Raw genomic sequence first — 25,272 nt, 5'->3', positions numbered from 1 at the left:
GAAGAAGAATAATATGAAACGGGCCGGAGCCAATGGAAAAGAAGTATCGGCCCGGCCTTGTTTTTGTGTAGGTGATTTGTGGAAGCACAGGGGAGGAAAACAGCATAGTCTTTTATAACAGTAGTTGCATTATTCTGATTAAAATTCTGTGTGTTCAATCTTATCAAGCAAGAAGTGTTAACTCTCATCCAGCAGTTACAACAGCTTGTCATCGAAACAAAAGCTGCTCAAACGTTGGTATCCGCCTACTTCAAGGAGTGATTTAAAATGAAAGTAAAAACACTCAATACGAAAAAGTTCAAAAATTGGAGGAAGCGGCAAAAGGAGTATTTGCGGTTCCAAATGAAAACAAAATGAGCGATGAAGAGACAAAAAAGAGGATTGAGGCATTAAAGAAAGATCGAAATGATTATAAAAATTAACAATTAGTTCGGTGCTTGATCCCCAATACGGTAAAGTGTTAAAAAGAAGGATTCAGGAATGCAGCTTCTCATTGAACACTCGCTCCGCCGCTCGATAAAAGTCGTTCGGGACCGGGGCGAAAACATCCGCCAAATCGCTGGGTTGTTGGACAAAGAAGAATAATAACAGCCATAAACGAGCCGGGCAGCTGCTGTCCCGGCTCGTTTGTATATATTAGTGCTCATTTCAGAAGTATAGGTAAATAAGTCGGAAAATTATTAATATTTAAACGATACTAATGGATATTTCATTGTATCCACCAAAACGTCCCGAAGGCGTTAAGGTTTATAGTATACTGTATCTTGTACAACAGAGGGCTCTTAAGGGCGGTCGGCTAATCTCCCAGAGGGGAGGTGATGCCCATGGATATGTATCAGACATTATCATTAATGGTGATGTTTGGCACGCTCGTCGTGTTGATCATGTCCCAAAAGAAATAGACCGCCCCCACCAAGGATAACGGTCTATTTATTCAGACTTTCCTGAAAAGCCTTCCGCTCTTAAAGCGGCTGTTGTACAGAAGGAGCTGTATCAAAAGCCATTAAGCGTTAAGGCATCCACTGCAGGCGGACGCTTGCCGCGGGCAGCGCCTCAGCTACATCAAACGGTAAAACCGCCGTTTGATGGGATCTTCGGCCGCTGCTCTTCCCGCTGGCGTCGCCGCCTGCCGTTTCTGCCTGAGGTGAATTTTCTATATTATTGAAAAGGAGCTGTACCTTTTGATACAGCCCCTTCCTTTTTCAGTCTATGCGGTTTCTAAGCCAATATGCATCGATATTTTAAATTATAACACAAAGACCACCGGCGTAAACCTTTATCTATTCATAAGTTGGTTCTGTTCCTGATCTGGACCGTACCGACCCCGGACCGGATACTATCAATTCCACTGGTTGTTGCATTTACTATTGTAATTAAAGTTTTTATAGAAAATACTTAATCCCAACGCCAGTTTATGTTATCATGCTTTGGTTCGCATTTTTTTAGGAGGTATGTTTTGTTTAAAAAAAATATTGTATTAAGTATTTCGTTATTAGTTAGTATCTCATTTGTTATCATCGGCGTGATGTTTAACGATTGGCTGGGTCAGAAAGCACAAACTTTTCTCGACTTGGCCGTTACGTATTTTAATTGGTTTTATCTCTTAATCGGGGCGTTTTTTGTATTTCTTTGTTTCTATTTAATGTTTTCGAAATACGGAAACATCCGATTAGGAAAAGATGATGATAAACCAGCCTACAGTACACTGTCTTGGATTTCCATGCTTTTCAGTGCAGGTATGGGCGTTGGCCTTGTGTTTTGGGGCGTTACCGAACCTGTTAATCATTACACAAACCCGCCTTTAGGCGAAGGTTCCTCCTCGCAAGCTGCCAGCCTTGCAATGAAATACACCTTTTTTCACTGGGGACTGCATCCATGGGCCCTTTATGCGTTAGTAGCATTGGGACTGGCCTATTTTCAGTTCCGGAAAAATATGCCGGGTACTATAAGCTCCATCTTTCATCCCTTGTTAGGAGATAAAATCAATGGGCCTATTGGTAACACGATTGATATTCTATCGGTATTTATTACAGCAGTGGGCGTTGCAAGTACCTTCGGTTTAAGTACACTGCAAATCACCAGTGGTATGAACACCCAGTGGGACGTTCCAAATACTTTACCTATTCAGCTTTCAGTGATTGCGGTTGGTACTGTATTATTTATTATGTCCTCATGGTCAGGCTTAAACAGAGGTATCAAATATCTATCCAACCTGAATATGTCGTTGTTCTTTTTGCTCATTATTGCCGTATTGTTTATGGGGCCGACCAAGCAAATACTTGAAGTACTCATCAGCTCCACTGGCAGTTATTTCGGTGATATTATTCCGATGAGTCTTCGGATGGAGCCTTATAACAGTGATGCAAACAGCTGGATCGGTACATGGACTGTATTCTATTGGGCTTGGTGGATGACATGGGCACCATTTGTTGGATCGTTCATCGCCAGAATTTCCAAAGGCAGAACGATTAGGGAATTCATTATAGGTGTGTTATTTGTGCCTACTGGAATCTCCTTTATATGGTTTGCTGTGCTCGGTGGCAGTGGCATCCATATGATTCATAATCTTGGCAATACAGCTCTGCAGGCGGCCATTAACGCTGATGTGAATGGTGCGATATTTGCGTTTTTAAGTAACCTGCCATTGGGCCCGATTTTGAGCTTTATAACCATGATTTTAATTTTCTCTTACTTTGTTACTTCTGCAGACTCTGCCACAATGGTGCTGAGCATGCTGAGCAGCAAGGGAAATCTTGACCCTCCCAACAAGTTGAAGATAATGTGGGGAATTATTACGGCAAGTTCAGCAACCGTCTTTTTATTGGCTGGTGGGTTGGACTCCGTTAAAACAATCTCCATTGTGGTGGCTTCTCCGTTTGCTATCATATTGATCTTTATCTGTGTCGCCATTTTAAAGGAGCTAAAAAGAGAAAAGCAATAAAACTTGAGAGGGGTAGTTCCTGTGAATAGTTAATCACGGGGACTACTCCTTTTTTAGGAGTAGAGGTAAAAAGTCGGAAAGTTCATAATATTAAAACTATTATAATATAAATTTTATTGTATCAACCAAGACCGCCCCCACCAAGGATAGCCGTTGGTCAATAGTCTATCTTTTTTTGATAAATCTCAGAAGAGAGGAGTTTTGATGTGTTTCAAAATGTGTTGTTTGAATCACAATAATTTTGTATTATAAGTATAAAGATAAGGAATGCCGATATATAATAAAGAGAGGACGGAGGAAAGTGGGTGTGAATGTAATGAATGAGAAAAAGCATCCAAAGGTGAACACGAATACTTTGGACTTTTTACGTAAAAATGTGTATAGTGTTACCGAAATAACCCGTCAAACAAAGCTGTCAGAGATACTGGATTTATATTCGGGTGAAGTGACAGATGAAGTTTTTGTCATCCAAAATGGAAAGAAAAAAAATGCACAGGCTGTTATTGCTGATCTTGAATATTTTGAAGAGCTGCTGACAATAAAAGAAGAAGTAGATCAGGCATTTGATCAAATTGCATTAGAAGAAGCAGGGGCACGTGTGAATTATAAGGCTGATCTCGCATTATCAGATGTATTTGACGAAGAAGATGTCGATGTTGATTCCTTGTTAAATCAACTAAAAGAAGAGTAAGCCATGAAAACCTTAAAAGACCTGCAGGATATTATACTGGAAAAGTACCATGTTGAACTGAAATTTTCGGAGGAAGTAAAAAAGGATTTGAAATCGGTTCATCAGGGGAAAAGACAACAAATCTTATTAGAAATTTTACGCCGGGCGAAAAATGGGCCTCTTTTAAAGTCGGATGGTTTAGCGGAATCTCTTCATGGCGGTTTAAAAGGTTTCGCAAAAATAAAATCTAAATCATTAAATATCCGAATTGTCTACCGCCCGGTTGATGATGTACCAATTCGTATGGAGATTATTGCAATAGGACCACGTGATAAAAAGAAAGCATACAAATTAGCGGTAGAACGTTTGAGCAGCTTTTATAAGGACATGGACGAATAAACGTTGTCTGGTGTCTGACTTTCAACACGGTGATGAGTTTAAGAAGAAGGAGGGGTATAATCTACTAACACTATTATTAATAGTGATGCTTGGCACGCTCGTCGTGTTGATCATGTCCCAAAAGAAATAGACCGCCCTACGTGAAGGTGTGCGGTCTATTTCTAAAGGACGTACCCAAAGCCCTTCCGCTCTTAAAACGGCTGTTGTACAGGACCGCAGGTGTAACCGCACCTGCGGTTCCTTTTTCAGTCTATGCGGTTTCTAAATCAATATACATTGTTAATTGAATTATAACACAAAGCCCGCCGACGTAAACCTTTATCTGCCCAATGTTTCTTTCCTGACGGCAGAGAAAACTTTTTACGTTCTAAATGGGGGCGAAGCTGGTAGAAAGAAAGGTTAAACAGTATTATGGTATAATACAGGTAAATAATTTGGGAGGTGGCTCAAGTGAAGTGGGAAGATGTACGCCATGCTTTTCCTGAATCCTGGGTGTTGATAGAAGCTGTGCAGGCCCATACAAATGAGAAAAGCGAGCGTGTTTTAGAAGAAATTGCTCCTTTGGAAAAGTTTGCTGACTCTCCCGAAGCTATGAGATCCTATCAAGACATTCACAGGGAAGATCCTTACCGGGAACTGTATGTCCTTCATACCAGCCGCAGGGAGCCTGCCATCATAGAGAAAAAATGGGTAGGTGTAAGGCGGTAGGTAGTGAAAAAAATTAATCAATGATGGATTTGATTTGGATGGCATCATTGGATTGGATTTGTTACAACAATTAAAAGCAGTCATAAATATAGACGAATTATCATTATACACAAACAGCTGATGGCAGGTATAATACATTACTTTTATACCTGTCATTTTTGATAGATTGGTGAACCACCACTTTAGAAAGCTGCGGATGCGGTGTGTTTTCTTTATAAAAACCGGTTTGAAGGTATTGTTACAGTAATAAACGGATGAAAAGGGGCGAATTCGATTCTATTATCAACCTCTATGAATTAGGGAAAATACTCATTGCATACCGTATTTATCTGGGATGGAGCCAGCAGGAATCAGCGGATCGTTTAGGAGTATCCGCGTTCCAGGTATCCAGAGACGAACGAAACGAATATTACGGCGCCACATTAGAAAGACTCCAGCATGTTATGGAAACGATGAACATGGTATCAAAAACAGAAGTCTATGCAGATGGTGCGATGAAAATATAACCGGCGGAATGTAACAGGTACGTGAAACAATACGTTCCCCTGTCGACAACTTGAAAGGTATACGTTTTATCTGAAAAAAGGAGCTGACAGCAGCGAATATATGAGTGACTTCTTCTATATTTTTGGGTTGTGATTTACTTGGCGTTTTCGTGGAGTTTTATTGTATTTTTCCGGCTTATTGCATATAATAAAAGTAAAAGTCATAAGGAGATGAGTATTTATGACTTCACGGCATACAATCAAATCCATCGATTTGCTGCAATCTGTACGTACGCTGATAAAAGCCGGCGAACCAGAAGAAGCACACCGAATCCTTCATGTGTTTTATGCTCAGCTTAAAAGTGAAGTGGAGGACAGACACGTTGCACCGATGATGAGCAGATCACATGATTTTTTCACCATGACAGAAGAGGATGAAAAGGAATTAAGAGCCTATTACAGCAAGATAGCCGAAACAGACAGCGTTCATGAGAAAAAGAGATACTTCCATTTTTTAAAAGAGTCATTAAAAAGGATGACTGGGGATGATTCTTTTATAAAAGCGAAATACAAAATGAAGAGCCCTGTTTTAACGAAAAGGGGGAGAAAACCAAGTGGTGTCAGGCTTTCTCCTTCGGCCATTTCTCTGAGAAGAAAACGAGGGACGTCCGAAAGACTTTCTGCCAACGCCCAGCCAAATCGTTATTCTACAGGGGAGGCCGCTGAAATATTAGGGGTTTCCAGCGAAACGGTCCGAAAAATGTGTGATGCAGGCCGATTCCCGGAAGCGGAAAGAACAAATGGTGGTCACTGGAGAATCCCTGACACGTACTTCAAGGTAACGTTACAAGAGGCAAGAGAAGCGGACCAATTTATGAAACCGCTGGATGAAAAAACTGTAGACCAGCTGGGTGGCTATGCCGATGACATCGATATCAGCAGGACCTAAAGCATTATTGGATACAACAGTTATTATAAAGGCTCTCCTTGGTGCCGGAATAAATCGTGATGTACTGAAGGCAGCAAGAACTACCATCTTTTTTGAGCCTGTCATCTCTAATGTCTGCTTGCTGGAGTTTATTCGAAATGTGTCGCAGGAGCTCAAAACATCCAGGAAATTCAAACGCGAACCCTTTACCTGGGAAGAGATAGAGCAATTTTTAGAATATTATATTTATCCGATAGTAGGAAGTGAAGGACCGGTGAACAGTGCTTTCAGCCGAAATAATGCCCAGGTGGTTCGTCGGATTACGTACAATGCTACGCTGCGAAATGTTCTTACTGATTTAACAAGCTTTACAGACAGAGAGGCAGAAAAATTAGCGGCGCAGCAGGAACTGGACGAACCACTGGAACATTTTGATCTGCAGGATTTTCACGTTTGGTCTACGGCCATTGAAGCAGGCTGTGCTTATATTGTCACCGATAATACAAAACAATTTCCAAAACGAATAGGGCATATAGAGCGCGTGACACCCAGGCAGTTTCATGAACGGATCATGGTGTAAAAGAGACAACTCCAACAAAAAAGCTCCCCCGTTCTTAGATGTTGTACAGAAGCTGTAACCGTCCAGTTATAGTGAACGATTTCTGCTCATTTACGTTGAACACTGTTTCAAAAACCGGCCGATCGTTCTGCTTCGGCAGGCGGTACTGTGATATAATAATACACTGAGATAAGAGACTCTGCCCCCCGTTTCCGCGGGCGGCGGGGTCTCTTTTTTACCTTTTACAGCTTGTTAGAGAAAGGCAGTGTGGTTATCAGCCGTGATTGGAAAACAACACGAAAACATCAAAGAGTGTGTTCCTGCCGGGCGCACTGTTATCAGAAAGTTGTCCACTGCAACGGACATTTTTGAAGGAAGCGCTTTCTTTGGACTGCGTTATGATAGCAATAAGAGGGGAGGGGTGCTGTGAGTGTACAAGATCATCGCAAAGAAAAGCTGCTGCTGTTTCTTTCGAACAATCAGGATTATGTTACGGCAGATGAGTTAGCAGACATTCTTCAAACTTCTCAAAAGACCGTCTATCGTTTAATTAAAAAAATTAACGAGGAGAGCACGGATCATTCACTGATTGTCTCGGAAAAAGGGCGGGGGTACACCTTAGATTATGAAAAGTTCATGAACTATCAGAAGAGCATCAAAAATGATAAAGAAGACAATTTCTCCCCGGAAGAGAGGCGTAAACGGGTGATGGAAGAGTTACTGTTGTCTTCGCCCAAAGCTATAAACATTCACCAATTGTTCAGCGACTATTACGTCGGCGATTCGGTTATTTTCACGGACGAACAGGCTATGAGTGAAGAACTTAAAAAATTCGACTTAACTTTGGAGAGAAAAAATAGAACGCTGGCTGTATTAGGAGAAGAAACGAACATCAGAAAAGCCATCAAAGAAATCATTGAAATATTTAATATTATTGATATCGATGATTTAAAAACCAATCCGGAGCTTAATTTCAATAAGTATGATGTTTTGTTCATATTGGATCAGCTGCGAAACATTGAAAAGAACTTGAACATTACCATACCTTATCCTTACAACATCAATATTTTTTCTCACTTATATATTTTGTTAAGCCGCTCGAGAAAAAGTCCGGACTTCCCATTTGCCGAGCAGATGGATCAGGAAAAAGCAGAGATGATGAAGAAGGATGCGGATTTAAAAGAGGTCGCTGAAATGACCGTTCATCATATGGAGCGGTACTTACATCAAACGCTGCCGGACATTGAAGTGTATTTTCTTTATCAATATTTGGTGTCATCGAGGATGCAGGGAACGTTTGACGTCCCGTCCAATTTTTCTTCCAGAGTGATCCAGGTGACGGAAGTTTATATTTATGAAATGAGCACGCGGCTGGGGATTACGATAAACGATCAGTCCATCTTCAACGATCTGGCCAATCATATTAAACCGATGCTGAACAGATTAGAGCATAAAATCCGCATCAAAAACAGCCTGCTCGGTGAAATCAAAGTGACGTATGAAGAGATATTTTCCCGGGTCAAAAATGTTTCTGAATGCGTGAGTGAAACCTTTCAATTACCGGTCATCAATGACGATGAAAACGGATTTATCACGCTCTACTTTGCAAAGATGATGGAAACGAGCCAGCACCAGCCTCCTATAAAGACTCTTATTATGTGTACCACAGGGATTGGGACGTCGGAATTATTAAAAGCCAAAGCTTCAAAAAAGTTCCCGGAGCTGGAGATTGTCGACGTGGCAGCAACACGAAATACAAAAACGTTAAAAGAGACGTACTCCGATATCGAGTTGATTATAAGCACGATCCACATTGAAGACGATGTCCCTATGAAATCACTGCTGGTGAGCGCTATGTTCACCATGGATGATCAAAAGAGGCTGCAGCGGAAAATAGAGGAGATTTACCATGAACGCTGATTCTTTATTCCATATTTATTTTAACTGCGATGTAGAAACCAAAGAACAAACGTATGCCTTTCTTTCAGAAGCGGGATGTCCCCGGGCCGCTGCCGGGCAGCAAAAGGAAATCATCCAGCAGCTGGAGGAGCGGGAAAAAGCCGGTATCCCTCTCATAGCAGAACATGTCCTGCTGCCTCATATCGAAAGCGAACATGTGGAAGAAAGCAGTATTCTGCTTCTTAGTCCGGCAGAGCCCTTGCGTTGGGGGGAAACGGCCGAAGACATTCGCTTGGTTATTGCTATTTTACTGAGAAAACACGAGGAAGAAGCAGTGAAGCAGAAGATTGCCCGGTTCACCAGATCTTTAGCCGATGACGCGTTTGTCGACGAGTTAGTAACGACAGAAAACGAAGCAGATTTTCACCAGAAAATAAGGACATTTCAGGAGGAATTGTAATGAAAATAGTTGGAGTTGCAGCGTGTACCGTAGGAATTGCTCATACGTATATTGCCCAGGAAAAATTGGAAGGCGCGGCAAAGAAAGCAGGTCATGAGATTTCCATGGAAACGCAGGGGACGATTGGAACAGAGAATGAACTGTCCGCCGAACAGATTGCAGAAGCCGATATTGTTATTCTGGCAACCGATGTGAAACTGAATAACCGGGAGCGTTTTGATGGAAAACGCATAATCGAAGTAGCCACAGATATTGCGGTGAAATCCCCCAACAAGCTCGTTAAAAAAGCAGAAGAAGTATTGGCGCAGAAGCAGTAACTATTTATTAAAGCGGGGGTGCGAGGAATGGAAATAAACGAGATTCTGAATGAACGCACGATGAAAACAAACATGAATGCCGGGACGAAAGACGAAGCTTTACACGAATTGGCGGGCTTACTTCTGGAAAATGATTATATCACAGATATCGATCGTTTTATGAAAGATATTTACGCCAGAGAGGAAATCGGCCAGACAGGAATTGGGAATTACATTGCGATTCCTCACGGTAAAAGTGATTTTGTGAAAGAGATAGGAGTCGCAATCGGTATTAATCAAAGCGAAATCCCGTGGGAAACGCTGGATGATCACGGCGTCAAAGGCATTATTCTTTTTGCTGTCGGCAATGACAATGACGGAGCTGACAACCACTTAAAACTATTATCTATGTTTGCCAGAAAATTAGGAAATGATGACGTCGTTGAAAAATTGCTGCACTCTGAAAGAACCGAAGATGTAAAAGAGGCTTTTGCTGGTTAAAAGCTTTGTAGGAGGAAAAGCGATGAATAAATTAAAGGAATTAAATCTTAAAGGGCATTTATTGACAGCGATTTCTTACTTAATTCCCATTGTCTGCGGTGCCGGATTTCTCATAGCGATTGGTATGGGATTCGGCGGTGAAAGTCAGGAAGAACTAGTGCAGGGGCAGTTCTCTCTATGGGACGCGCTGGCTACTATGGGAGGCACGGCTCTGGGCTTGCTGCCGGTTGTTATAGCCGCGGGAATTTCCTATTCTATCGCAGAAAAGCCGGGAATAGCGCCGGGTTTTGTGATCGGTTTAACGGCTAATGTTATTGGTGCCGGTTTTATCGGCGGCATCCTGGGAGGGTTTCTCTCCGGTTACCTTGCGCTGGCCGTCTTAAAATACCTTAAAGTTCCAAAGTGGGCAAAAGGATTAATGCCAACGTTAATCGTTCCATTCGTTACGTCCATTATCGGCGGCTTAATTATGGTATATATCATCGGTGCGCCGGTTGCCGCTTTAACATCATTATTAACCAACTTTCTTGAAAACTTAGGATCATCTTCCCTGCTTGTTTTTGGTGGTGTTATCGGTATCTTGAGTGGTGTGGACTACGGCGGCCCTATTAATAAAACAGTATTTGCTTTTGTGCTGACCCTGCAGGCCGAAGGTATCAACGGACCGATTACCGCACTGCAGTTAGTAAACACAGCCACACCGGTTGGTTTTGGACTGGCTTACTTTTTAGCGAAATTATTCAGAAAAAATATTTATACACCAGTAGAAGTGGAAACGCTCAAATCCGCTGTGCCAATGGGCTTTGTCAATATCGTGGAGGGTGTTATTCCTATTGTGATGAATGATATTATCCGCGCTGTCGTTGCTACAGCTATCGGCGGAGCGGCCGGCGGAGCCGTGTCGATGTCTCTGGGAGCCGACGCAACGGTTCCGTTCGGCGGTGTATTAATGCTGCCGACGATGTCCAATCCATGGGCAGGCGTGGCCGGACTGCTGGTGAATATTATCGTCACAGCGCTCGTTTTAGCCTTGATTAAAAAGCATAAGTCAGAAGAACAGATCCTTGGAACAGAAGATAAGGGAGAAGAGGATGAAGAGGATATCGAACTGGATGATATTAAAGTGACGTAAGAGACGTGCACAGGAGTGACATGTTTCATAGATCAAACCAATATTGAACGTAAGGAGAATGAAGAAACGATGAAAAATGTAGAATTCTCGCCATCTCTCATGACGATGGACCTGGATAAATTCAAAGAGCAGATCACGTTTCTGGACAAGCATGCCGATTCCTATCACGTGGATATTATGGACGGGCACTATGTTCCGAACATTACATTATCCCCGTGGTTTATTGAAGAGGTCAGGAAAATAAGTAACTTACCTATTTCTGCCCATCTTATGGTGACGAATCCAAGCTTATGGGTGCAGCAGCTGATTGATATCGAATGCGAATGGATCTGCATGCACGCAGAGGTTCTGGACGGCCTGGCTTTCCGGTTGATTGACCAGATTCATGATGCCGGTCTTAAAGCTGGAGTCGTGTTAAACCCTGAAACGCCCATTGACGCCATTTATCCTTATATTGATCTCGTCGACAAGATAACCATCATGACCATTGATCCAGGGTTTGCCGGGCAGCGTTTCATTGACAGCACGTTAGATAAAATCGTCGACTTGAGAAAGCTGCGTGAAGAAAAAGGGTATCCATACGTCATTGAAATGGACGGCTCCTCCAATCGTAAATCCTTTCAGAAAATTGACGCCGCAGGTCCCGATATCTACATTTTAGGCCGGAGCGGCTTGTTCGGGCTTGATGAAGACATCGCAACGTCATGGGAAATCATGAACAAAGACTTCAAGGAAATGACAGGGAAATCCATATCTTTTTCTTAACCTATGTGGCTCGATGAAACCGCGAATTATGTGGCGAAGCAGAGATAGGATTAGAAGACAAGAGTAAAAAACATCCAAAACCGAACCGATTCGGATTAATGAGAGAAAAGTTTCAGTCCGGTTGCATTCTACATGAAAAATTATGATGAGAGACCTCGGTATCCGTAAGCGTGGCTGAAACCGGGGTCTCTTTTTTTATACGGAGATTTTTACGAATAATAACTTTGCTTAACGTTTAACAAACTTCCATTATTATTCCATTTTTTTGAGTAAATGAAAGGAAGACTTTTATTATGTAAACCCTCATAGACAAAAATATTTCCTCAAAAAGAACGAAAATCCCATAATGGCAGTATTGTGCTCTTTTTTGTGATTTTGTCACATTTCGGAGACAAATCATGCTAAACATTATAGAATGGAACAAAATGGTTAGCAAATCTTTGGGTTTATACTACAAATTTAGAAAAAGCTTGGAGAGATGCAGCAGTGAATATGACGAAAGAATTGGTAACCAAGCTCGACGATCTCGTAAACACTATAACAGATATCAGTGGTATTCCTGCCGGTTTCTATTCAAAAGATTCCAACATCATTTCATCCCCCCCTAATGAAGATATGAAAAATACCGATAATTCATTTATATTTACTTTCCTGCATGAAAATGCCGAAGCAGTAGAAACTTTATTGCATGATATAGAGAATGACTGTTATTACCTTTCCTTCTGGATTTCCGTATTACGTGGATTTCTATTGATTGGTCCGTACCAAACCCCCGATGATACCTGGCAAAAATCATATCTTTATCTTCGTAACAATTCCAATAGCTATGTCCGCAATATCATTACGGTTTCGAAGCATGAGAGCCTTCAGACGATGAGCAAGAGTTTTCTCCGCTATCATTTTTATCATTATCCCGGTGCTCTTCGTGAAGGGGACTGGGTGACAGAAGACATGCTTCCTGGTGATTGCGATGCTGTGTATTATCCCTATCAAAAGGAGAAACAGTTTTTGGAATACTTTAAGCAGGCCTCTCCTGAAAGTTTTGCGTTGTTAACGGAGGTAGAGGAAACAGTAGACATCACATTAGGATCGGAAAACCCGGTTCGGCACTTAAAGAACAAGTTGATTATTATAACTACCATTTGTACACGAGTTCTTATTGAATCAGGTGTTACCGCTTCAGAAGCGCTGACCGTATCAAATGGTTTCCTTTTTTCCATTGAAAAAACTGACTCTTTACGTGGGTTGAATGACCTGCACAGAAAAATAGTAGACTCCTTTTACTATCTTGTGCAAAGAGAAAAGAAAAATCAATACAGTCCATATATACAGGAAGTTCGGGATTTTGTGCACAGAAATCTAAGAGAACCGCTGGATGTAGGAACGGTGGTGAAACATATGCAGTTATCAAGAGGCTATCTTTCTACGGAATTTAAGAAAGAATGCTGCATTTCGCTGAAACAATACATTTTGGAGTGTAAGGTGGAAGAGGCAAAACGGTTAATCTTATATTCAGACAAAACTTTGTCGGACGTCAGTACTTTATTATGTTTTAATGATCAAACGTATTTCACAAAAGTGTTCAAAAAGTTCACTGGACTAACCCCCCTTCAATACCAAAAACAACTACCACTCTATTCCTGAATGTTTTAAAAATTAATAGAAAAAATGTCGTTTAAATGACATTTTTTCTATTAAAAAACAAAAATACCATACATTCCGTCATTTTATTATTAAATTAAACATGTAATCAGATTCATGCACCTAACTGTCTTACTATTTTGTGAGTTTCGAATTTCGTATTTCACACTCTGAATTCCGATGATCCGATTTCGATCGTTGAGGAGTTAAGTAGTTTTTTAGGACAGTGGGTGTATGAAAATAGCATTCTATCAATAATAAGGTAGATTGCAATATCTTAGAGGAGGAATTATTCAACATGGCTTACCAACCGAAGTCTTACCGCAGATTTTTGGCATCATCCGTATCCGCCGCACTCGTAGCTTCTGCGGCAGCAGCAGTGCCTGCCGATGTGCAGCAGGCAGATGCAGCTGAATCTTTCAGTGATGTGTCCAATGATTATTGGGCGTCACAGGCTATTCAAAGGCTGACAGACGAAGGTATTATTAACGGGTATCCAGACGGAACGTTCGCTCCAGGGGAAGACATAAACCGTGGTCAGGTGGCAGAACTTCTTGTGAAAGCATTTGACCTCAATATCAATGAAGATGCAGCTTCAAGTTATGATGATCTTATAAATGAAAGTTACTACACACCTTATGCAGAAGCCGTAACGGATGCAGGATTTCTACAGGGACGCGAAGACGGCACGATGTTTGCTGCAGGTATGGATCTGACTCGTGAACAAATGGCTACCATACTCGTTCGCGCGTTTGATCTTGTGGAGATGTCAGAGTCGGACGCAGAAGTGGCCGACTTAGATGAAGCAAACGCAAGCCATCAGGAAAATATTCAAATTTTAGCGGACTATAATATTACTTCGACCGAAGATAACATGTTCCGTCCAAAAGAAACGGTCACACGCGCTCAGTTTGCGACATTCCTGGACCGTGCTTTAAATGATGAGGAAATCGGCGATGGAGACGGAAACACTGGTGACGGCAGCTCCGATGACAATGATAGTGACGATAATTCAGACGAAAGTGATAATGACGGTGGAAGCTCCGGCGGCAGTGATGATGACAACGAAGATGATAATGACGGCGGAAGCTCCGGTGGTGGCGGAAGCAGTGATGACTCCGATGATAACGACAATGATAGCGGGGGCTCCGACGGTGGAAGTGATGATGATTCATCAGAATCATCATCCCTGGAAGAAATTCGTAATGGTAACGGCGAACTTGCCGATTACGAGGATCTTGGTATAGAAGGCGTTACGGAAGATAATCTGGACGGCGTGAAGGAAGCCGTAAGTAATGCGGAACCATCCGGCGATGAACTGACGGCCGAAGACATCCAAAATGCCGTGGATGATTTCATACAAACCGCCCTAGAAGAAATCCGTAATGGTAACGGTGACGTGTCCGACTACGAAGCTGTTGGTGTGGAAGGTGTTACGGAAGATAACCTCTCCGATGTTAATGAGGCAGTAAGTAATGCGACGCCATCCGGTGAAGAATTGACTCCGGAAGAGATTCAGGACGTCGTGGACGGTGTCGAAACGGTAGCGGCCAGAGTAGAGTCATGGAACTGGAATTCCGACAACCAAGTTGAAGTAACCTTTTCCAAAGGTGTGGAAGCTGCCGAAGAACAAAATGGGAATACAGATCTAACAGCCGACGATTTCACTTATACTCCGGAGGGCAGCGACCGTGACTTCGATATAACGGATGTAGAGCATACGGCGGGGGACTCTTCAGCGACCATAACCCTTGGCGGTGACTATAGTGCCGGGGATCAAATGTCTGTTGCGGAAGGCCAAATTGTCGATGAAGACGGCAATACAGTAGGCAGTGAAGAGTCCGATACCTTCACGGAAGAGGAAGCTGCCCTTGAAGAAATCCGTAATGGTAATGGTGACGTATCCGACTATGAAAACATAGGAGCGGAAGGCGTCACAGAAGAGAACCTGGACGAGGTAAACGAAGCGGTCAGCAATACCACACCATCAGGTGACGAGCTGACGCAGGAAGAGATTCAGGATGCGGCGGATAGCGTGACTGGAGAAAATTCCGGCGATGACTCCGGCGGAAATGATGACACAACATCAGCGTTGGAAGAAATCCGTAATGGTAATGGTGACGTATCCGACTATGAAAACATAGGAGCGGAAGGCGTCACAGAAGAGAACCTGGACGAGGTAAACGAAGCGGTCAGCAATACCACACCATCAGGTGACGAGCTGACACAGCAAGAAATCCAGGATGCGGTGGACAGCGTCATCGGTCAGAATCCGGGAGACGGCTCCGATGATGAAAACAGTGAAACAGACGACATGATCGGCCAAGTCAACACTAACTTGAGTAACGACAATAACACAATCACTATCAGTGGAAGCACGCAGAACATGGCAGACGGGGAAATGGTGGATATCAGCTTCACTAACGACGCAAATAACAACCAAGTAGGGAATTCCGTGACAGCCAATGTTTATGGCAACCAATATAGCACCGATCCCGTGGATATCAGTGGCTTTGAGCCCGGTAACTATACGGTAACAGTAACCTCGAATGTCTATGGTGCTGCACAAAATAGCACAGGCTTCATGATCGAGGATGGCACACAGCCGGATCCGTCACCTGAAGCACCGGCAGCCCCCGAAGGAATAACCACAACAGCGGCGAGCGGTGATGGTGGAAACGGGGCCATCAGCGGTGTAGACGGTACGATGGAATATAAAGCGGCCGACGCTGAAACATGGACCGCGGTACCGGAAGGTCAAACTGAAATCAGTGATTTGCCAGCGGGAGACTATGAGGTGCGCGTAGCGGCGTCAGGTGATACACCAGCTGGAGAAATTACAGCGGTTACCATTGATGGAGCATCAGGCGATGGTCAGCAGTCATCTATCAGTGATGTTTCTGCATCGTTTGACAACGATGAAGTAACAGTTACCGGTAGTACGTACAACATTCCTGCAGAAGAACAGGTGGATATAAGCTTCACCGGATCTAATGGTAACAGCGTTGAAAGTCTGGCAACCACAGCTACTGTTACAGCCGACGACAGCTTCAGTACAACAACCAGCGTATACAGTGACGTGACTGCAGGAGATTATACCGCAACTGTAACGTACGGAGATATCAGCACGGAGGCACCTGCCTTCAATATTCCTTCCAACTTAGTTGCTGCACCTGAGATAAATGAGCAAATTAATGAGCAATTCCTTACTGACCTGCTAAGTGGCGGAGGAACAGTAGGCCTTGATTTAGCGAATGGCGAAAACACCCTTGGGTCTGATGTCGAATTGCAAATTGAAATGGAAACCAGCGGGGGAATAGTCGGCGCACTTAATAATATTGGTGACGCTGTGCTAAATCCAGCTTTAGAAACATTGGGACTTGATCCGGATTTTCTAAGTCCTGACCCCATTATTGTAAACGAGAGCGATGACGGCGATGTTAATTATGAAGAGGGCACCGCAAGTTATACGTTTAACGATGGGCCTCTCACTAGTATCTTGACAGGTGTTGTTGGACTACTGGACACCGTTCCACTTTTAAATGCAAGCGAAATACTTGGAACGAATATAGAGCTTACTCCGGTACTCACTAATGGTGAGCAAACTCAAAGAGGCGAGTCAAAAACTATAAACTTTGACCAAGATTTAATTGATTTAATCCGCAATAACACTTCCAGCTAAGAATTTAATTGGTACTCAACATGTCAAAACAAAGTACTCTAATACTTTCTTAGAATAAGGTTATCAAGGATTATGAAATTAAAAAACGGCAGAAAGAGTCGAATCAATGAAGGCTCTTTCTGTCCTTTTTTTAACTATGGACTTACAATAATTTGTTTATTGGAAGTAAAGACATATTTATCTATAATAAGGAGATGTGTTGATGATTAACGTTAAAACAATACCTGAAATCGAGCATGTATTTGAAACGGATATAAGTCCATATGCTGTAGAAGTCCAACGCTCAACCATAGAGTGGGCAAAAAAGCTTCATTTGTTAGATGACCCGGAGATGTTAAAGAAATATGAAAAACAAAGCATCGGTTATCTGGCATCTCGTGCACATCCCTATGATAGTTTTTCAGATGCTAAATTAACCTCAGACTATCTTTTATTGATTTGTATATTGGATGATTATAGTGATCATGTTACGGATTCTATTGAATTCAAACATTATACAGATGAGATTATTACTATTCTTAAGAATAGTAATAAATCTGCAGTTAAAGATTCTTTTCAATTAGGATGGAAACATTGGTGGGCACGTATAAGGGCCGGCACCCCTTTGGAATGGCAGCACCGTATTATTGAAACTCTTTCAAAATGTTTTGATTCTATTACTTGGGAAATAACATACCGGATAAAAAATCAAGTACCAAACGTTGATGATTATATTAGAAACCGTCAGCACAGCGGGAGTGTTTTTGTATGTTTTGATTTAATAGAAAGAGGCGGTTTTAGATTCGTACCTACAGAAGCGCGAGGTGATTTGTTCAACAATGCTGTTCATTCAGCCAGTAAAATAGCAAATTGGATGAATGATATATTATCTTTACAAAAAGAAATAAAAGATGGTGATATACACAATCTGGTCCTTTGTGTACAAGAACATAATCAAGTGTCGGTACAAGAAGCACTAGATCTTGCAACAAGGATGATTGACGATGAATTAATAAGATATAAAGAACTTAAAAATGATATATTAAGCGTAAACACTCCATATCAAGAGGAAATAGAAAATTACTTGTACTATATGGAACTCGGGGTGAGGGGAAACTACGAATGGAGTAAACGAACCAAACGGTTTTGATGTTTTAAGCTGGAAGACGAGACGGATAATCGTGGCATCGAATACAATCTTCACAACTGGTCGGATAACAGAAGCTGTTCTTCGGTCTGTTATACAGGGGATCATGAGTACAGTGAAAGAATGTGGGGAAAACCTTCCCCATATTTTTGTTGAAGAATATAATCAACGGCAGAGGGAGATGCCAGACTTCCCGGGTAGACCGGCTCTGGCATGGGGGCCGTAACGATCGGCGTTTCGATACTGCTGCATTCGCAGGTCCGGTAGCTGTAGATATGATGAACATGCTGAATGCGCTGCATTTCAGCTGGTATGACTTCCTGAATACGAATAATAAAGTTGTTTAAAAAATATTGAAGTCATTTAAAAGATAAAATAATTGTTTAAAAAATCCCCCTCTATTCATTAATCGGTCCAGTTTGTTTATCAAGAAAACAGTTATTTTTTCCATTTTTCTGTCATTCGGTTAATAAAACGGTCAAGCTTTTCTAAATCCTTTTTACCTTCGGTAAATGCATAAATAATGACAATAATAATTATAATTTGAAATGTATCAAACTCCCCCGTTTTTACATAGACAAATATACCAAGTGTTAAAAGCCATAAATCACTTAATAACCAAAGTAAAATAAGATACTTACTCAATTTCTTCATATTGAAGATGTACCTAAATAATAATGAACCAATAATGCTACTCCAAAAAATAATTTCTCCAATAATAAAAAAATACCATTTGTAATCAACAATAAAATCAGCCATTATTTGTGTTCCTCTTTTTTATTTTTACCTTTAATGATAAACACGTCAAACCCTTGGTATATAAGAAAGGCAAGCCATATGGCTGTAATAAATATTCCTGTCCCTTCATGGTAAAACCATATATTTCCATTTAAAATAGACTTTTTAATACCAGAAAAAAATTGTGGGGTCGATTCCATCCGTATCAACACATTAATAATGATGTGAACTATTATAAACAATGTTAAATGTTTAAAAAAATCCTTGTGATTGCCCATTTCTTTAGCTAAACTCATGATTTGTCTATCTCCTCTTTATTTAAGTAACCCAAAATTTTGTCAACATAGTTGATTAGCTTCTTATCTAAACCGAAGATAACTTGGTTATTTTTGTTGACTGAATCAATAAAGTTAAAATATTTTTCTTGTAGTTTTACATCCCCTTTGAACCAACTTGATATACAGTGCCTCCATTTTTTTGCAAGTTCTAGTGTAGCAGGTGAATTTGGGGGGACGTGCATTTTTTTACGGGTTTCCTTAACAAGTTCAAGCGTGCTATATATCCGTGGGTCATCACTTCCTACTAAGGGCAGTTGTTCAAGAGTTTTTACTTCATCTTCAGTAAATATATCGGACGAGAAAGTTGCTGGTATTTCACCATCAATAAAATCGGGACTATCAATTCTTTTAATCAATTGGAAAATGTGTTCTTCGTTATATTGACCAGACATTTCAATTGTTTGCGACATACTCCTTAATATAAATTGCTTTCGTTTTAATTTATCTATTTTCTTTGAGGCATAATTTAATTGTTCATTTAATGATCGCAGCCAAGCATCCTCCTGACTTATATGTGGGGATTCGCTTCTGTTAAGTAATACCTTAATTTCATCTAATGAATAATCCATTGATTTTAAAGCAAGAATGGTTTGAAGTTTTATTAAGCCGTCCTTATCGTAGTAACGATATCCATTCTCTTTGACAGTGCTTGGTTTCAACAGATTAATCTGATCATAATAATGCAATGTTCTACGACTAATATTTACTCTTTTAATGATGTCACCAATCGAGTAGATAGCATTTCAACTCCTTATCCTCTATTCTTAATTTATAATGCTTATTATTATTAATAACATTCACGTAAACGTGAAAGTCAAGTTGAAGCAAACATTTTACCAGCAAATATGAGTCCAAGACTATTCAAGAATCGGGCGCTATTCCCTAATAAGGAATAGCCTGTATGGAGATAAGGGGTGGTGATTTTTGAAATTAAATAATATGATGGAACCTTAATTGGTTTTACCGTTGCCATTCTTCTGGATTGGAATCTTGGAAAACGAATTAGATTAAGGAGTAGTATGAAATACCGGATTGATGAGATTTATACGAAGTATCCATATTTTGGACAATGGTATACATGTGAATCTGCTGTATAAATGGATTTTAAATGGTACGCTCTTTTCTGAATTATTTCTACCTGAGGATGAATATAAGCGTATTCGGATCCTTTATTTTATGGCCGAGGCAGCCTTTTTAATAATAGCAAGCTACACTTGTGCACAATAGTCTACTTGATCATGGAAACTTAACAACTTTTTTAACGCCTTCAATAGTTAAAATTATATAACTTTATTTTTATTGTGCACTTAAGTTTCATAGGATTAAAACCTTAATGGGCGTAAAAACGTGAATTGTCTTTTACCATGTTTAAGACGCTTAACTTGCTTAAAGCACTCATGCTTTATTCTTTGATTCTTATTAGAGACAATAGCGACAACGGAATTATTTAAATCAAGAATCTGATAAATATTATTAAACATCTGTTCAGTAGGGTTATTCTTCATTATTCCTTCCCAATGAGCCATGTTTCCATATGGTAAATCAGTAATAACTATATTGATGTCTCTAAAGAAAGGAGGCTTCGAACTTGTGATGTCCCACTTTAAACATTGAATATCCTTTAGAGATTTATCAGAATCGATTATCATAGATGCTAATCGATCTGCACTACACAGTGCTTCCAGTTGGGACTCTTTTCCATATTTATCATAATTGCATTGAATACTCTTTTTTCTTTGAAGTAACCCGTCCATTGTAAGAAGGTTTAAATTTCTCTTAGCATAATCAAGAGCCCTATCATCAATATCTGTACCGTATACATTATTTAAATTTGCGCTGTGAAGGAATCCAATCACAGTTAACAAATGACCGCCACCACAGCAAGGATCATAAATAGATATACCATCCGATGAGTCTATGAAGGATAAACATCTTGCCATAATTTCGCTTGCTACCCTCACAGGAAATGCAGGTGTTCTCGGGGCGTTAATTAATACTCTGTCACTGGAAAAATCACTATAATCTTTTTTAATCGTTTCAAATTCAAATTTCATGCATAGATACCTCTTTAAATAGTTTTAACCAAGTGTTTTTAATTTGGAGAGTTTCATTTATATGTTAGTAAGATTTGCTTTTTATAACTGGGATCCAGAGCTCATATCTATTGCACTCTTTCATTTCGTGAAAAAATTCAATATTATTGGCCAATTCATATCCATGTACAGGAAACCAATACATAAATAAATCATACCATGTTTTGTTAATGACATGGGGAGAAAGGGAGGCTATTTCAAAGACTGCCCATGTCTGCTTAGGGATTTCCAGTTCTACAAGAGATGGAGGGCATATTGCCGTTGTTTCAATTCCAATATAAGAATCCACTGATCGCTCCGTTTTGTTGACAGCTACATGTAACATGTTGTTTACTCTTGTATTTAATAGTTGTTCAAAAGATTGCCGAAATTCTTCCTTCGTGGATTGATTGTCGTTCGGGATAAAGACTCCCCTTTCATTGGTTTGTGCAGTTTCCATAACCCCTACGACCTTGAAGGGGGCTTTCTCTACAAATCTATATTCCAATTAATATCCACCCTTTCAAACGTACCTTTTATTAAAATTATTTTTTAAAGACATAAATTGTTGGATGTAACCCTTTAAGACTTAAGTTATAATTTTCTATCAAGGAAAAACCCAAAGTTTCAGCCACCTGTAAAATCTTGCTCCATCCCTCTGAAAGAATCACGGCTGTCCCTTGGTGTGTAAGCACTCTATATATTTCAGTTAATATCGCTTGATTTACCTCCTTTGTTTCAGATTCAAATGAAATTTGTCTTCCAAATGGAAGATTTGTTACGATTTTTGAAATAGACGTATCCGCAAATTTTAGTTCCCTGGCATCCCATTGAGTCACTTCTGCAAAAGAGTTCTTGAGATTTTTTTGAGCCGCAGCCAGAGCTTTGTTATCTATATCTCCACCTCCAACATAGGTGAAAGGGTACGATAATCGCTCGGATAAGATGGTGCCTGATCCACAACAAGGGTCAATAAAAACATCTGTTTCCTTAGGTTTTGAAAGCCATACCATTGCATGAGCAACTGTTGGCAAAAGAGAAGCCGCAGTAAAACTTCTTTGATTCTGTCTAAAACGATAGGTCGCATCTGTTAACCTTAATGAAAAAAGCGCCTGATGATCTTCAATATCCAAACGGAATTCAACGTCATGCCGGTTTGCAGTGCCTATCTTTCTATGCGGGTACCTTCTTTTAATCCCTTCCATTGCTTTTTGTGCTGCTTCAAATCGGCTATACGTATGCTGTCCTTTCCGACTTGCATTTACATAAAAACTTCCTTTTCCTCGAAAAGTTTTTAGATTCAACTGATATATTTGATCGTACAATTGTTGTAAATCTGGACGATGGATTCCAACATTAAATCGGGTAATTACTTGATATAAATTGTCCGCTAATTTTAAGGTTTTTAATTGATCTAGATTTAAATTTGTTCTTATAAACACTTTACCTCTTGTTGTTCCAATTACCTGGGTTTCTATCAGTTTGTCATTTATTTCTTCCACTAAAAGTTGTTCTAAGCCTGTTAATACAGTAGCAAAATAATTCCTCATATTTTAATCAGGATTCTGGATTTATTTAAAGTGTTAGCGTTTGGAATCCTTATGAACCCTCCATTCTTAGAACAAACTAACAAATCGAAAATAAATATTCCCGACAATTTATGCACCTTTTTTATCGGGTTCATGGAAAAATGACTTTTATGGCACATGAAATGACGTGTAAACTTTACTCGTAGAAGATACAATGTTGGATAGGTGGAAGGTGAGTGATGCAATTGGCTTTCTTAAAGGAATTAAATAAAGCGCTGACTTATATTGAAGAAAATCTTGAAAATGAAATAAATATGACGGAAGTAGCAAACATCGCACGTAGTTCGGAATACCATTTTAAAAAGATGTTTTCCTATTTATCTGGGATAACTTTATTAGAATATATTAGGAGAAGGCGTTTAACCCTGGCAGGCCTTGAATTAGGAAATCGTAATACGAAAGTAATTGATGTTGCAATGAAATACGGTTACCATTCACCTGATTCATTTGCAAAAGCATTTTACCAACTACATGGTATAAATCCTTCTAAAGTAAAAAGTGGGGAGTCTTTAAAAGCATTCCCACGTATAACGTTCCAACTGGATATCAAAGGAGGAGATGCTTTGAGTTATCGAATTGAAGAAAAAGAGGCATTTAGCATCATTGGTGTTAAAAAAAGAGTTCCTATTATTTTCAACGGAGTGAATCCGGAAATTGCCTCTATGTGGGAAAATTTAGATGATAAAGCGATAAATAAACTAAAAGAGCTTTCTAATGTTGAACCTATGGGAATGCTTAGTGCATCTACAAACTTTTCAGAAGGGCGCATGGAGGAAAAAGGGGAGCTTGATCATTATATCGGTATTGCCACAACAAATGAATGTCCTAATAACTTTACCCAACTTGATGTTCCTGTTCTAACATGGGCTGTTTTTGAATCAGTTGGACCATTTCCTGAAACATTACAGGATATCTGGGGGCGTATTTATTCCGAATGGTTCCCGTCTTCTAATTACGAGCAAGTAGAAGGTCCTGAAATTCTATGGAACGAAAATAAGGACACAAGCTCGTCGAAATTTAAGAGTGAAATATGGATACCGATCATAGAAAAATAACAATAGGATATTCGACAATCGGGCGCGATAACCGAATAAATATGGGCACGATAGGGCCATTATCTTGAATAATGTATCTTGAAGAGGAGGTAATGTAGTGGAAGTCGATTTTGTCTATATATCTTCAATCATTGTGGCGATTATGTTTGTGTCCCTTGCAATTTTTCAAGTGTTGCTTACACTCGGTTATCCTTTTGGTGAATTTACATTAGGGGGATATTATAAGATTTTACCTAAAAAATTTCGTATTGTGAGTGCTGTTAGTGCTTTGATTCTCTTATTTATGGGTCTTGTTTTCCTGAAACATTCTAATGTTTTAAATGGTTTAGACATTTTACCTACAAATATATTAGTATGGATTATTATAATTTCCCTCGGTTTAATGACTTTAGCAAACTTAATATCTCAGAGTAAGAAGGAAAGACATACTATGACACCATTGTCAGGTGTTGCTTTCATATTATGTTTATTTATTGCTTTATCATAGAGATTTTTATTTAATTCTCTTTCAACAATCGGGCGCGATTGTTGAAAGACCAAAATTTAAACGACTTTATTGTTACATCTATGAAGTGTTATTCGTTAATTGCACCAAAAATTAAACAACTTTATTTTTACACCGTCCTCATTTGAGGACGGTGTAATGCGTATTATCGGTTTCATAATTAAACAACTTTATTGTCAGTACACACTTCCAGCTTCGCATTTTTGGCTTCAAACGAGCGGGCTCGTGCTTTCCCGCCCTAAATATACTTTTTTAGCCGCGGCCGACATTAACATGATTTTAACACCCGAACGACCTCAGCCAGCATGGCGGAATCAAAGCCTGGCTGAAGGTCCACGGTGATATCGTTGATAGGAATCGACAGCGCCTTGCCGGTCGAAGGGGCGGGAGTCCTTTCGGAACCAACGTCCACTTTCACCCATGAAGTGTTACTCCTTTTCTTCATCGAGATTACTTATAGTTTGGCAGAATCTCCAATGAGACAAAAGACGGGTTCTATTTGACGCTTACATTTCTAAGGAGCATTCCTGTTAGGGGAAAATGTGAGTTTTGAACAAAAAAGAGCCCCCTTGGTATAGTACGGAGTGTCCGATGAAAAACATCGACCTCGAAATCCGGAAACCAAGGAGGACTCATCATGCATTATACGCAAAACCAAAAACTCACGCAAATCACCTCTAACACACTTATTATTGGCGTAGATATTGCTAAAAACAAACAGGTGGCTCGTGCTTTCGATGACCGCGGCTTTGAATTTGGAAAACGAACCAGCTTCTCCAATGA

The 25,272-nt window shown here is 40.3% G+C and carries 27 protein-coding genes and 1 pseudogene; 21 read left to right on the top strand and 7 right to left on the bottom strand.

Annotated elements, in window-relative coordinates:
* Positions 1-818 precede the first annotated feature (818 nt).
* The 18 genes from BM124_RS19760 (at position 819) to BM124_RS19085 (ending at position 18,539) form a co-directional block, all read left to right on the top strand.
* The gene (locus BM124_RS19760; RefSeq protein ID WP_425288601.1) at positions 819-902 is read left to right on the top strand and encodes a putative holin-like toxin; all 84 of its coding nucleotides are present in this window, start codon (positions 819-821) and stop codon (positions 900-902) included.
* A 512-nt stretch (positions 903-1,414) separates the two neighbouring features.
* Positions 1,415-2,941, top strand: a complete 1,527-nt coding sequence (locus BM124_RS17575; RefSeq protein ID WP_093339590.1) for a BCCT family transporter — start codon at positions 1,415-1,417, stop codon at positions 2,939-2,941.
* A 316-nt stretch (positions 2,942-3,257) separates the two neighbouring features.
* The gene (locus tag BM124_RS17570; protein WP_244504402.1) at positions 3,258-3,632 is read left to right on the top strand and encodes a hypothetical protein; all 375 of its coding nucleotides are present in this window, start codon (positions 3,258-3,260) and stop codon (positions 3,630-3,632) included.
* A 3-nt stretch (positions 3,633-3,635) separates the two neighbouring features.
* The gene (locus BM124_RS17565) at positions 3,636-4,010 is read left to right on the top strand and encodes a type II toxin-antitoxin system RelE family toxin (RefSeq protein ID WP_093339585.1); all 375 of its coding nucleotides are present in this window, start codon (positions 3,636-3,638) and stop codon (positions 4,008-4,010) included.
* A gap of 450 nt (positions 4,011-4,460) precedes the next feature.
* The gene (locus BM124_RS17560) at positions 4,461-4,718 is read left to right on the top strand and encodes a hypothetical protein (RefSeq protein ID WP_093339583.1); all 258 of its coding nucleotides are present in this window, start codon (positions 4,461-4,463) and stop codon (positions 4,716-4,718) included.
* Between the two features lie 254 nt (positions 4,719-4,972).
* Complete coding sequence (locus tag BM124_RS17555; protein ID WP_244504399.1) at positions 4,973-5,224, top strand: helix-turn-helix domain-containing protein; 252 nt, start codon at positions 4,973-4,975, stop codon at positions 5,222-5,224.
* Between the two features lie 220 nt (positions 5,225-5,444).
* Positions 5,445-6,152, top strand: coding sequence for a helix-turn-helix domain-containing protein (locus tag BM124_RS19205; RefSeq protein WP_093339580.1), 708 nt, complete (start codon positions 5,445-5,447; stop codon positions 6,150-6,152).
* A complete protein-coding gene (locus tag BM124_RS17545; protein WP_170841217.1) occupies positions 6,127-6,711 on the top strand; it encodes a PIN domain-containing protein in 585 nt (194 codons plus the stop codon). Before BM124_RS19205 ends, BM124_RS17545 begins: the two co-directional genes overlap by 26 nt.
* A gap of 405 nt (positions 6,712-7,116) precedes the next feature.
* Positions 7,117-8,610: a BglG family transcription antiterminator gene (locus BM124_RS17540; RefSeq protein WP_093339575.1), complete on the top strand. Its 1,494-nt coding sequence runs from the start codon at positions 7,117-7,119 to the stop codon at positions 8,608-8,610.
* Positions 8,600-9,049 carry a PTS sugar transporter subunit IIA gene (locus BM124_RS17535; RefSeq protein ID WP_093339573.1) on the top strand — a complete coding sequence of 150 codons (450 nt, stop codon included), beginning with the start codon at positions 8,600-8,602 and terminating at the stop codon, positions 9,047-9,049. The genes BM124_RS17540 and BM124_RS17535 overlap by 11 nt, the downstream gene beginning before the upstream one ends.
* Entirely contained in the window at positions 9,049-9,366 is a 318-nt protein-coding gene (locus BM124_RS17530) for a PTS fructose transporter subunit IIB (RefSeq protein ID WP_093339570.1), read from the top strand. Before BM124_RS17535 ends, BM124_RS17530 begins: the two co-directional genes overlap by 1 nt.
* Before the next feature lie 27 nt (positions 9,367-9,393).
* A complete protein-coding gene (locus tag BM124_RS17525) occupies positions 9,394-9,846 on the top strand; it encodes a fructose PTS transporter subunit IIA (RefSeq protein ID WP_093339567.1) in 453 nt (150 codons plus the stop codon).
* A gap of 22 nt (positions 9,847-9,868) precedes the next feature.
* A complete protein-coding gene (locus tag BM124_RS17520; RefSeq protein WP_093339565.1) occupies positions 9,869-10,978 on the top strand; it encodes a PTS fructose transporter subunit IIC in 1,110 nt (369 codons plus the stop codon).
* A gap of 69 nt (positions 10,979-11,047) precedes the next feature.
* Complete coding sequence (gene alsE, locus BM124_RS17515) at positions 11,048-11,743, top strand: D-allulose 6-phosphate 3-epimerase (RefSeq protein WP_093339562.1); 696 nt, start codon at positions 11,048-11,050, stop codon at positions 11,741-11,743.
* 492 nt (positions 11,744-12,235) lie between these two features.
* Positions 12,236-13,387 (top strand): helix-turn-helix domain-containing protein, encoded by a 1,152-nt coding sequence (locus BM124_RS17510; RefSeq protein ID WP_244504401.1) that lies wholly within the window; start codon positions 12,236-12,238, stop codon positions 13,385-13,387.
* A 295-nt stretch (positions 13,388-13,682) separates the two neighbouring features.
* Positions 13,683-17,066: an S-layer homology domain-containing protein gene (locus BM124_RS17505; protein ID WP_093339558.1), complete on the top strand. Its 3,384-nt coding sequence runs from the start codon at positions 13,683-13,685 to the stop codon at positions 17,064-17,066.
* A gap of 202 nt (positions 17,067-17,268) precedes the next feature.
* Positions 17,269-18,195 carry a terpene synthase family protein gene (locus BM124_RS17500; protein WP_093339556.1) on the top strand — a complete coding sequence of 309 codons (927 nt, stop codon included), beginning with the start codon at positions 17,269-17,271 and terminating at the stop codon, positions 18,193-18,195.
* A gap of 146 nt (positions 18,196-18,341) precedes the next feature.
* Positions 18,342-18,539, top strand: a complete 198-nt coding sequence (locus tag BM124_RS19085; RefSeq protein ID WP_170841216.1) for a hypothetical protein — start codon at positions 18,342-18,344, stop codon at positions 18,537-18,539.
* 91 nt (positions 18,540-18,630) lie between these two features.
* Here the strand turns inward: BM124_RS19085 and BM124_RS17490 are convergent, their stop codons facing one another.
* The 6 genes from BM124_RS17490 to BM124_RS17460 all read right to left on the bottom strand — a co-directional run bounded on the left by BM124_RS17490 (position 18,631) and on the right by BM124_RS17460 (position 22,890).
* Positions 18,631-18,951 (bottom strand): hypothetical protein, encoded by a 321-nt coding sequence (locus tag BM124_RS17490; protein ID WP_093339551.1) that lies wholly within the window; start codon positions 18,949-18,951, stop codon positions 18,631-18,633.
* Positions 18,951-19,226, bottom strand: coding sequence for a 2TM domain-containing protein (locus tag BM124_RS17485; RefSeq protein ID WP_093339549.1), 276 nt, complete (start codon positions 19,224-19,226; stop codon positions 18,951-18,953). The genes BM124_RS17490 and BM124_RS17485 overlap by 1 nt, the downstream gene beginning before the upstream one ends.
* On the bottom strand, positions 19,223-19,996 hold the full coding sequence (locus BM124_RS17480) for a MerR family transcriptional regulator (RefSeq protein WP_280139763.1): 774 nt from the start codon (positions 19,994-19,996) through the stop codon (positions 19,223-19,225). Before BM124_RS17480 ends, BM124_RS17485 begins: the two co-directional genes overlap by 4 nt.
* Positions 19,997-20,590: 594 nt before the next feature.
* Positions 20,591-21,322 carry an N-6 DNA methylase gene (locus BM124_RS17470; RefSeq protein WP_093339542.1) on the bottom strand — a complete coding sequence of 244 codons (732 nt, stop codon included), beginning with the start codon at positions 21,320-21,322 and terminating at the stop codon, positions 20,591-20,593.
* Between the two features lie 64 nt (positions 21,323-21,386).
* Positions 21,387-21,848: a GyrI-like domain-containing protein gene (locus tag BM124_RS17465; protein ID WP_093339539.1), complete on the bottom strand. Its 462-nt coding sequence runs from the start codon at positions 21,846-21,848 to the stop codon at positions 21,387-21,389.
* 37 nt (positions 21,849-21,885) lie between these two features.
* Positions 21,886-22,890: a methyltransferase domain-containing protein gene (locus tag BM124_RS17460; protein WP_093339536.1), complete on the bottom strand. Its 1,005-nt coding sequence runs from the start codon at positions 22,888-22,890 to the stop codon at positions 21,886-21,888.
* Positions 22,891-23,108: 218 nt separating this feature from the next.
* Here BM124_RS17460 and BM124_RS17455 point away from each other — a divergent pair, with 218 nt between their 5' ends.
* Both BM124_RS17455 and BM124_RS17450 read left to right on the top strand, forming a co-directional pair.
* On the top strand, positions 23,109-23,984 hold the full coding sequence (locus BM124_RS17455) for an AraC family transcriptional regulator (protein ID WP_425288600.1): 876 nt from the start codon (positions 23,109-23,111) through the stop codon (positions 23,982-23,984).
* 97 nt (positions 23,985-24,081) lie between these two features.
* Complete coding sequence (locus BM124_RS17450) at positions 24,082-24,471, top strand: hypothetical protein (RefSeq protein ID WP_244504397.1); 390 nt, start codon at positions 24,082-24,084, stop codon at positions 24,469-24,471.
* Positions 24,472-24,757: 286 nt separating this feature from the next.
* Here the strand turns inward: BM124_RS17450 and BM124_RS19080 are convergent, their stop codons facing one another.
* Entirely contained in the window at positions 24,758-24,934 is a 177-nt protein-coding gene (locus tag BM124_RS19080; protein WP_170841215.1) for a hypothetical protein, read from the bottom strand.
* 192 nt (positions 24,935-25,126) lie between these two features.
* Between BM124_RS19080 and BM124_RS18635 the strand changes: the two are divergent.
* Positions 25,127-25,272: pseudogene (locus tag BM124_RS18635) on the top strand (IS110 family transposase); the annotation flags it as partial.

It is taken from the genome of Salibacterium halotolerans, from assembly GCF_900115625.1.
Taxonomy (GTDB): Bacteria; Bacillota; Bacilli; order Bacillales; family Marinococcaceae; genus Salibacterium; species Salibacterium halotolerans.
Note: the sequence above shows the minus strand (reverse complement) of the source record. Positions and strands in the feature narration are given on the sequence as shown.

What these genes read in the sequence shown, in the direction of transcription:
- BM124_RS17525 (WP_093339567.1), top strand. Translation starts at nt 9,394, where the DNA reads ATGGAAATAAACGAGATTCTGAATGAACGCACGATGAAAACAAACATG.
- BM124_RS17555 (WP_244504399.1), top strand. Translation starts at nt 4,973, where the DNA reads ATGAAAAGGGGCGAATTCGATTCTATTATCAACCTCTATGAATTAGGG.
- BM124_RS17570 (WP_244504402.1), top strand. Translation starts at nt 3,258, where the DNA reads ATGAATGAGAAAAAGCATCCAAAGGTGAACACGAATACTTTGGACTTT.
- BM124_RS17545 (WP_170841217.1), top strand. Translation starts at nt 6,127, where the DNA reads ATGACATCGATATCAGCAGGACCTAAAGCATTATTGGATACAACAGTT.
- BM124_RS17455 (WP_425288600.1), top strand. Translation starts at nt 23,109, where the DNA reads ATGCAATTGGCTTTCTTAAAGGAATTAAATAAAGCGCTGACTTATATT.
- BM124_RS17575 (WP_093339590.1), top strand. Translation starts at nt 1,415, where the DNA reads ATGTTATCATGCTTTGGTTCGCATTTTTTTAGGAGGTATGTTTTGTTT.
- BM124_RS19205 (WP_093339580.1), top strand. Translation starts at nt 5,445, where the DNA reads ATGACTTCACGGCATACAATCAAATCCATCGATTTGCTGCAATCTGTA.
- BM124_RS17565 (WP_093339585.1), top strand. Translation starts at nt 3,636, where the DNA reads ATGAAAACCTTAAAAGACCTGCAGGATATTATACTGGAAAAGTACCAT.
- BM124_RS17535 (WP_093339573.1), top strand. Translation starts at nt 8,600, where the DNA reads ATGAACGCTGATTCTTTATTCCATATTTATTTTAACTGCGATGTAGAA.
- BM124_RS17490 (WP_093339551.1), bottom strand. Translation starts at nt 18,951, where the DNA reads ATGGCTGATTTTATTGTTGATTACAAATGGTATTTTTTTATTATTGGA.
- BM124_RS19080 (WP_170841215.1), bottom strand. Translation starts at nt 24,934, where the DNA reads ATGAAGAAAAGGAGTAACACTTCATGGGTGAAAGTGGACGTTGGTTCC.
- BM124_RS17530 (WP_093339570.1), top strand. Translation starts at nt 9,049, where the DNA reads ATGAAAATAGTTGGAGTTGCAGCGTGTACCGTAGGAATTGCTCATACG.
- BM124_RS17510 (WP_244504401.1), top strand. Translation starts at nt 12,236, where the DNA reads ATGACGAAAGAATTGGTAACCAAGCTCGACGATCTCGTAAACACTATA.
- BM124_RS17500 (WP_093339556.1), top strand. Translation starts at nt 17,269, where the DNA reads ATGATTAACGTTAAAACAATACCTGAAATCGAGCATGTATTTGAAACG.
- BM124_RS17485 (WP_093339549.1), bottom strand. Translation starts at nt 19,226, where the DNA reads ATGAGTTTAGCTAAAGAAATGGGCAATCACAAGGATTTTTTTAAACAT.
- BM124_RS17460 (WP_093339536.1), bottom strand. Translation starts at nt 22,890, where the DNA reads ATGAGGAATTATTTTGCTACTGTATTAACAGGCTTAGAACAACTTTTA.
- alsE (WP_093339562.1), top strand. Translation starts at nt 11,048, where the DNA reads ATGAAAAATGTAGAATTCTCGCCATCTCTCATGACGATGGACCTGGAT.
- BM124_RS19760 (WP_425288601.1), top strand. Translation starts at nt 819, where the DNA reads ATGCCCATGGATATGTATCAGACATTATCATTAATGGTGATGTTTGGC.
- BM124_RS17520 (WP_093339565.1), top strand. Translation starts at nt 9,869, where the DNA reads ATGAATAAATTAAAGGAATTAAATCTTAAAGGGCATTTATTGACAGCG.
- BM124_RS17470 (WP_093339542.1), bottom strand. Translation starts at nt 21,322, where the DNA reads ATGAAATTTGAATTTGAAACGATTAAAAAAGATTATAGTGATTTTTCC.
- BM124_RS17505 (WP_093339558.1), top strand. Translation starts at nt 13,683, where the DNA reads ATGGCTTACCAACCGAAGTCTTACCGCAGATTTTTGGCATCATCCGTA.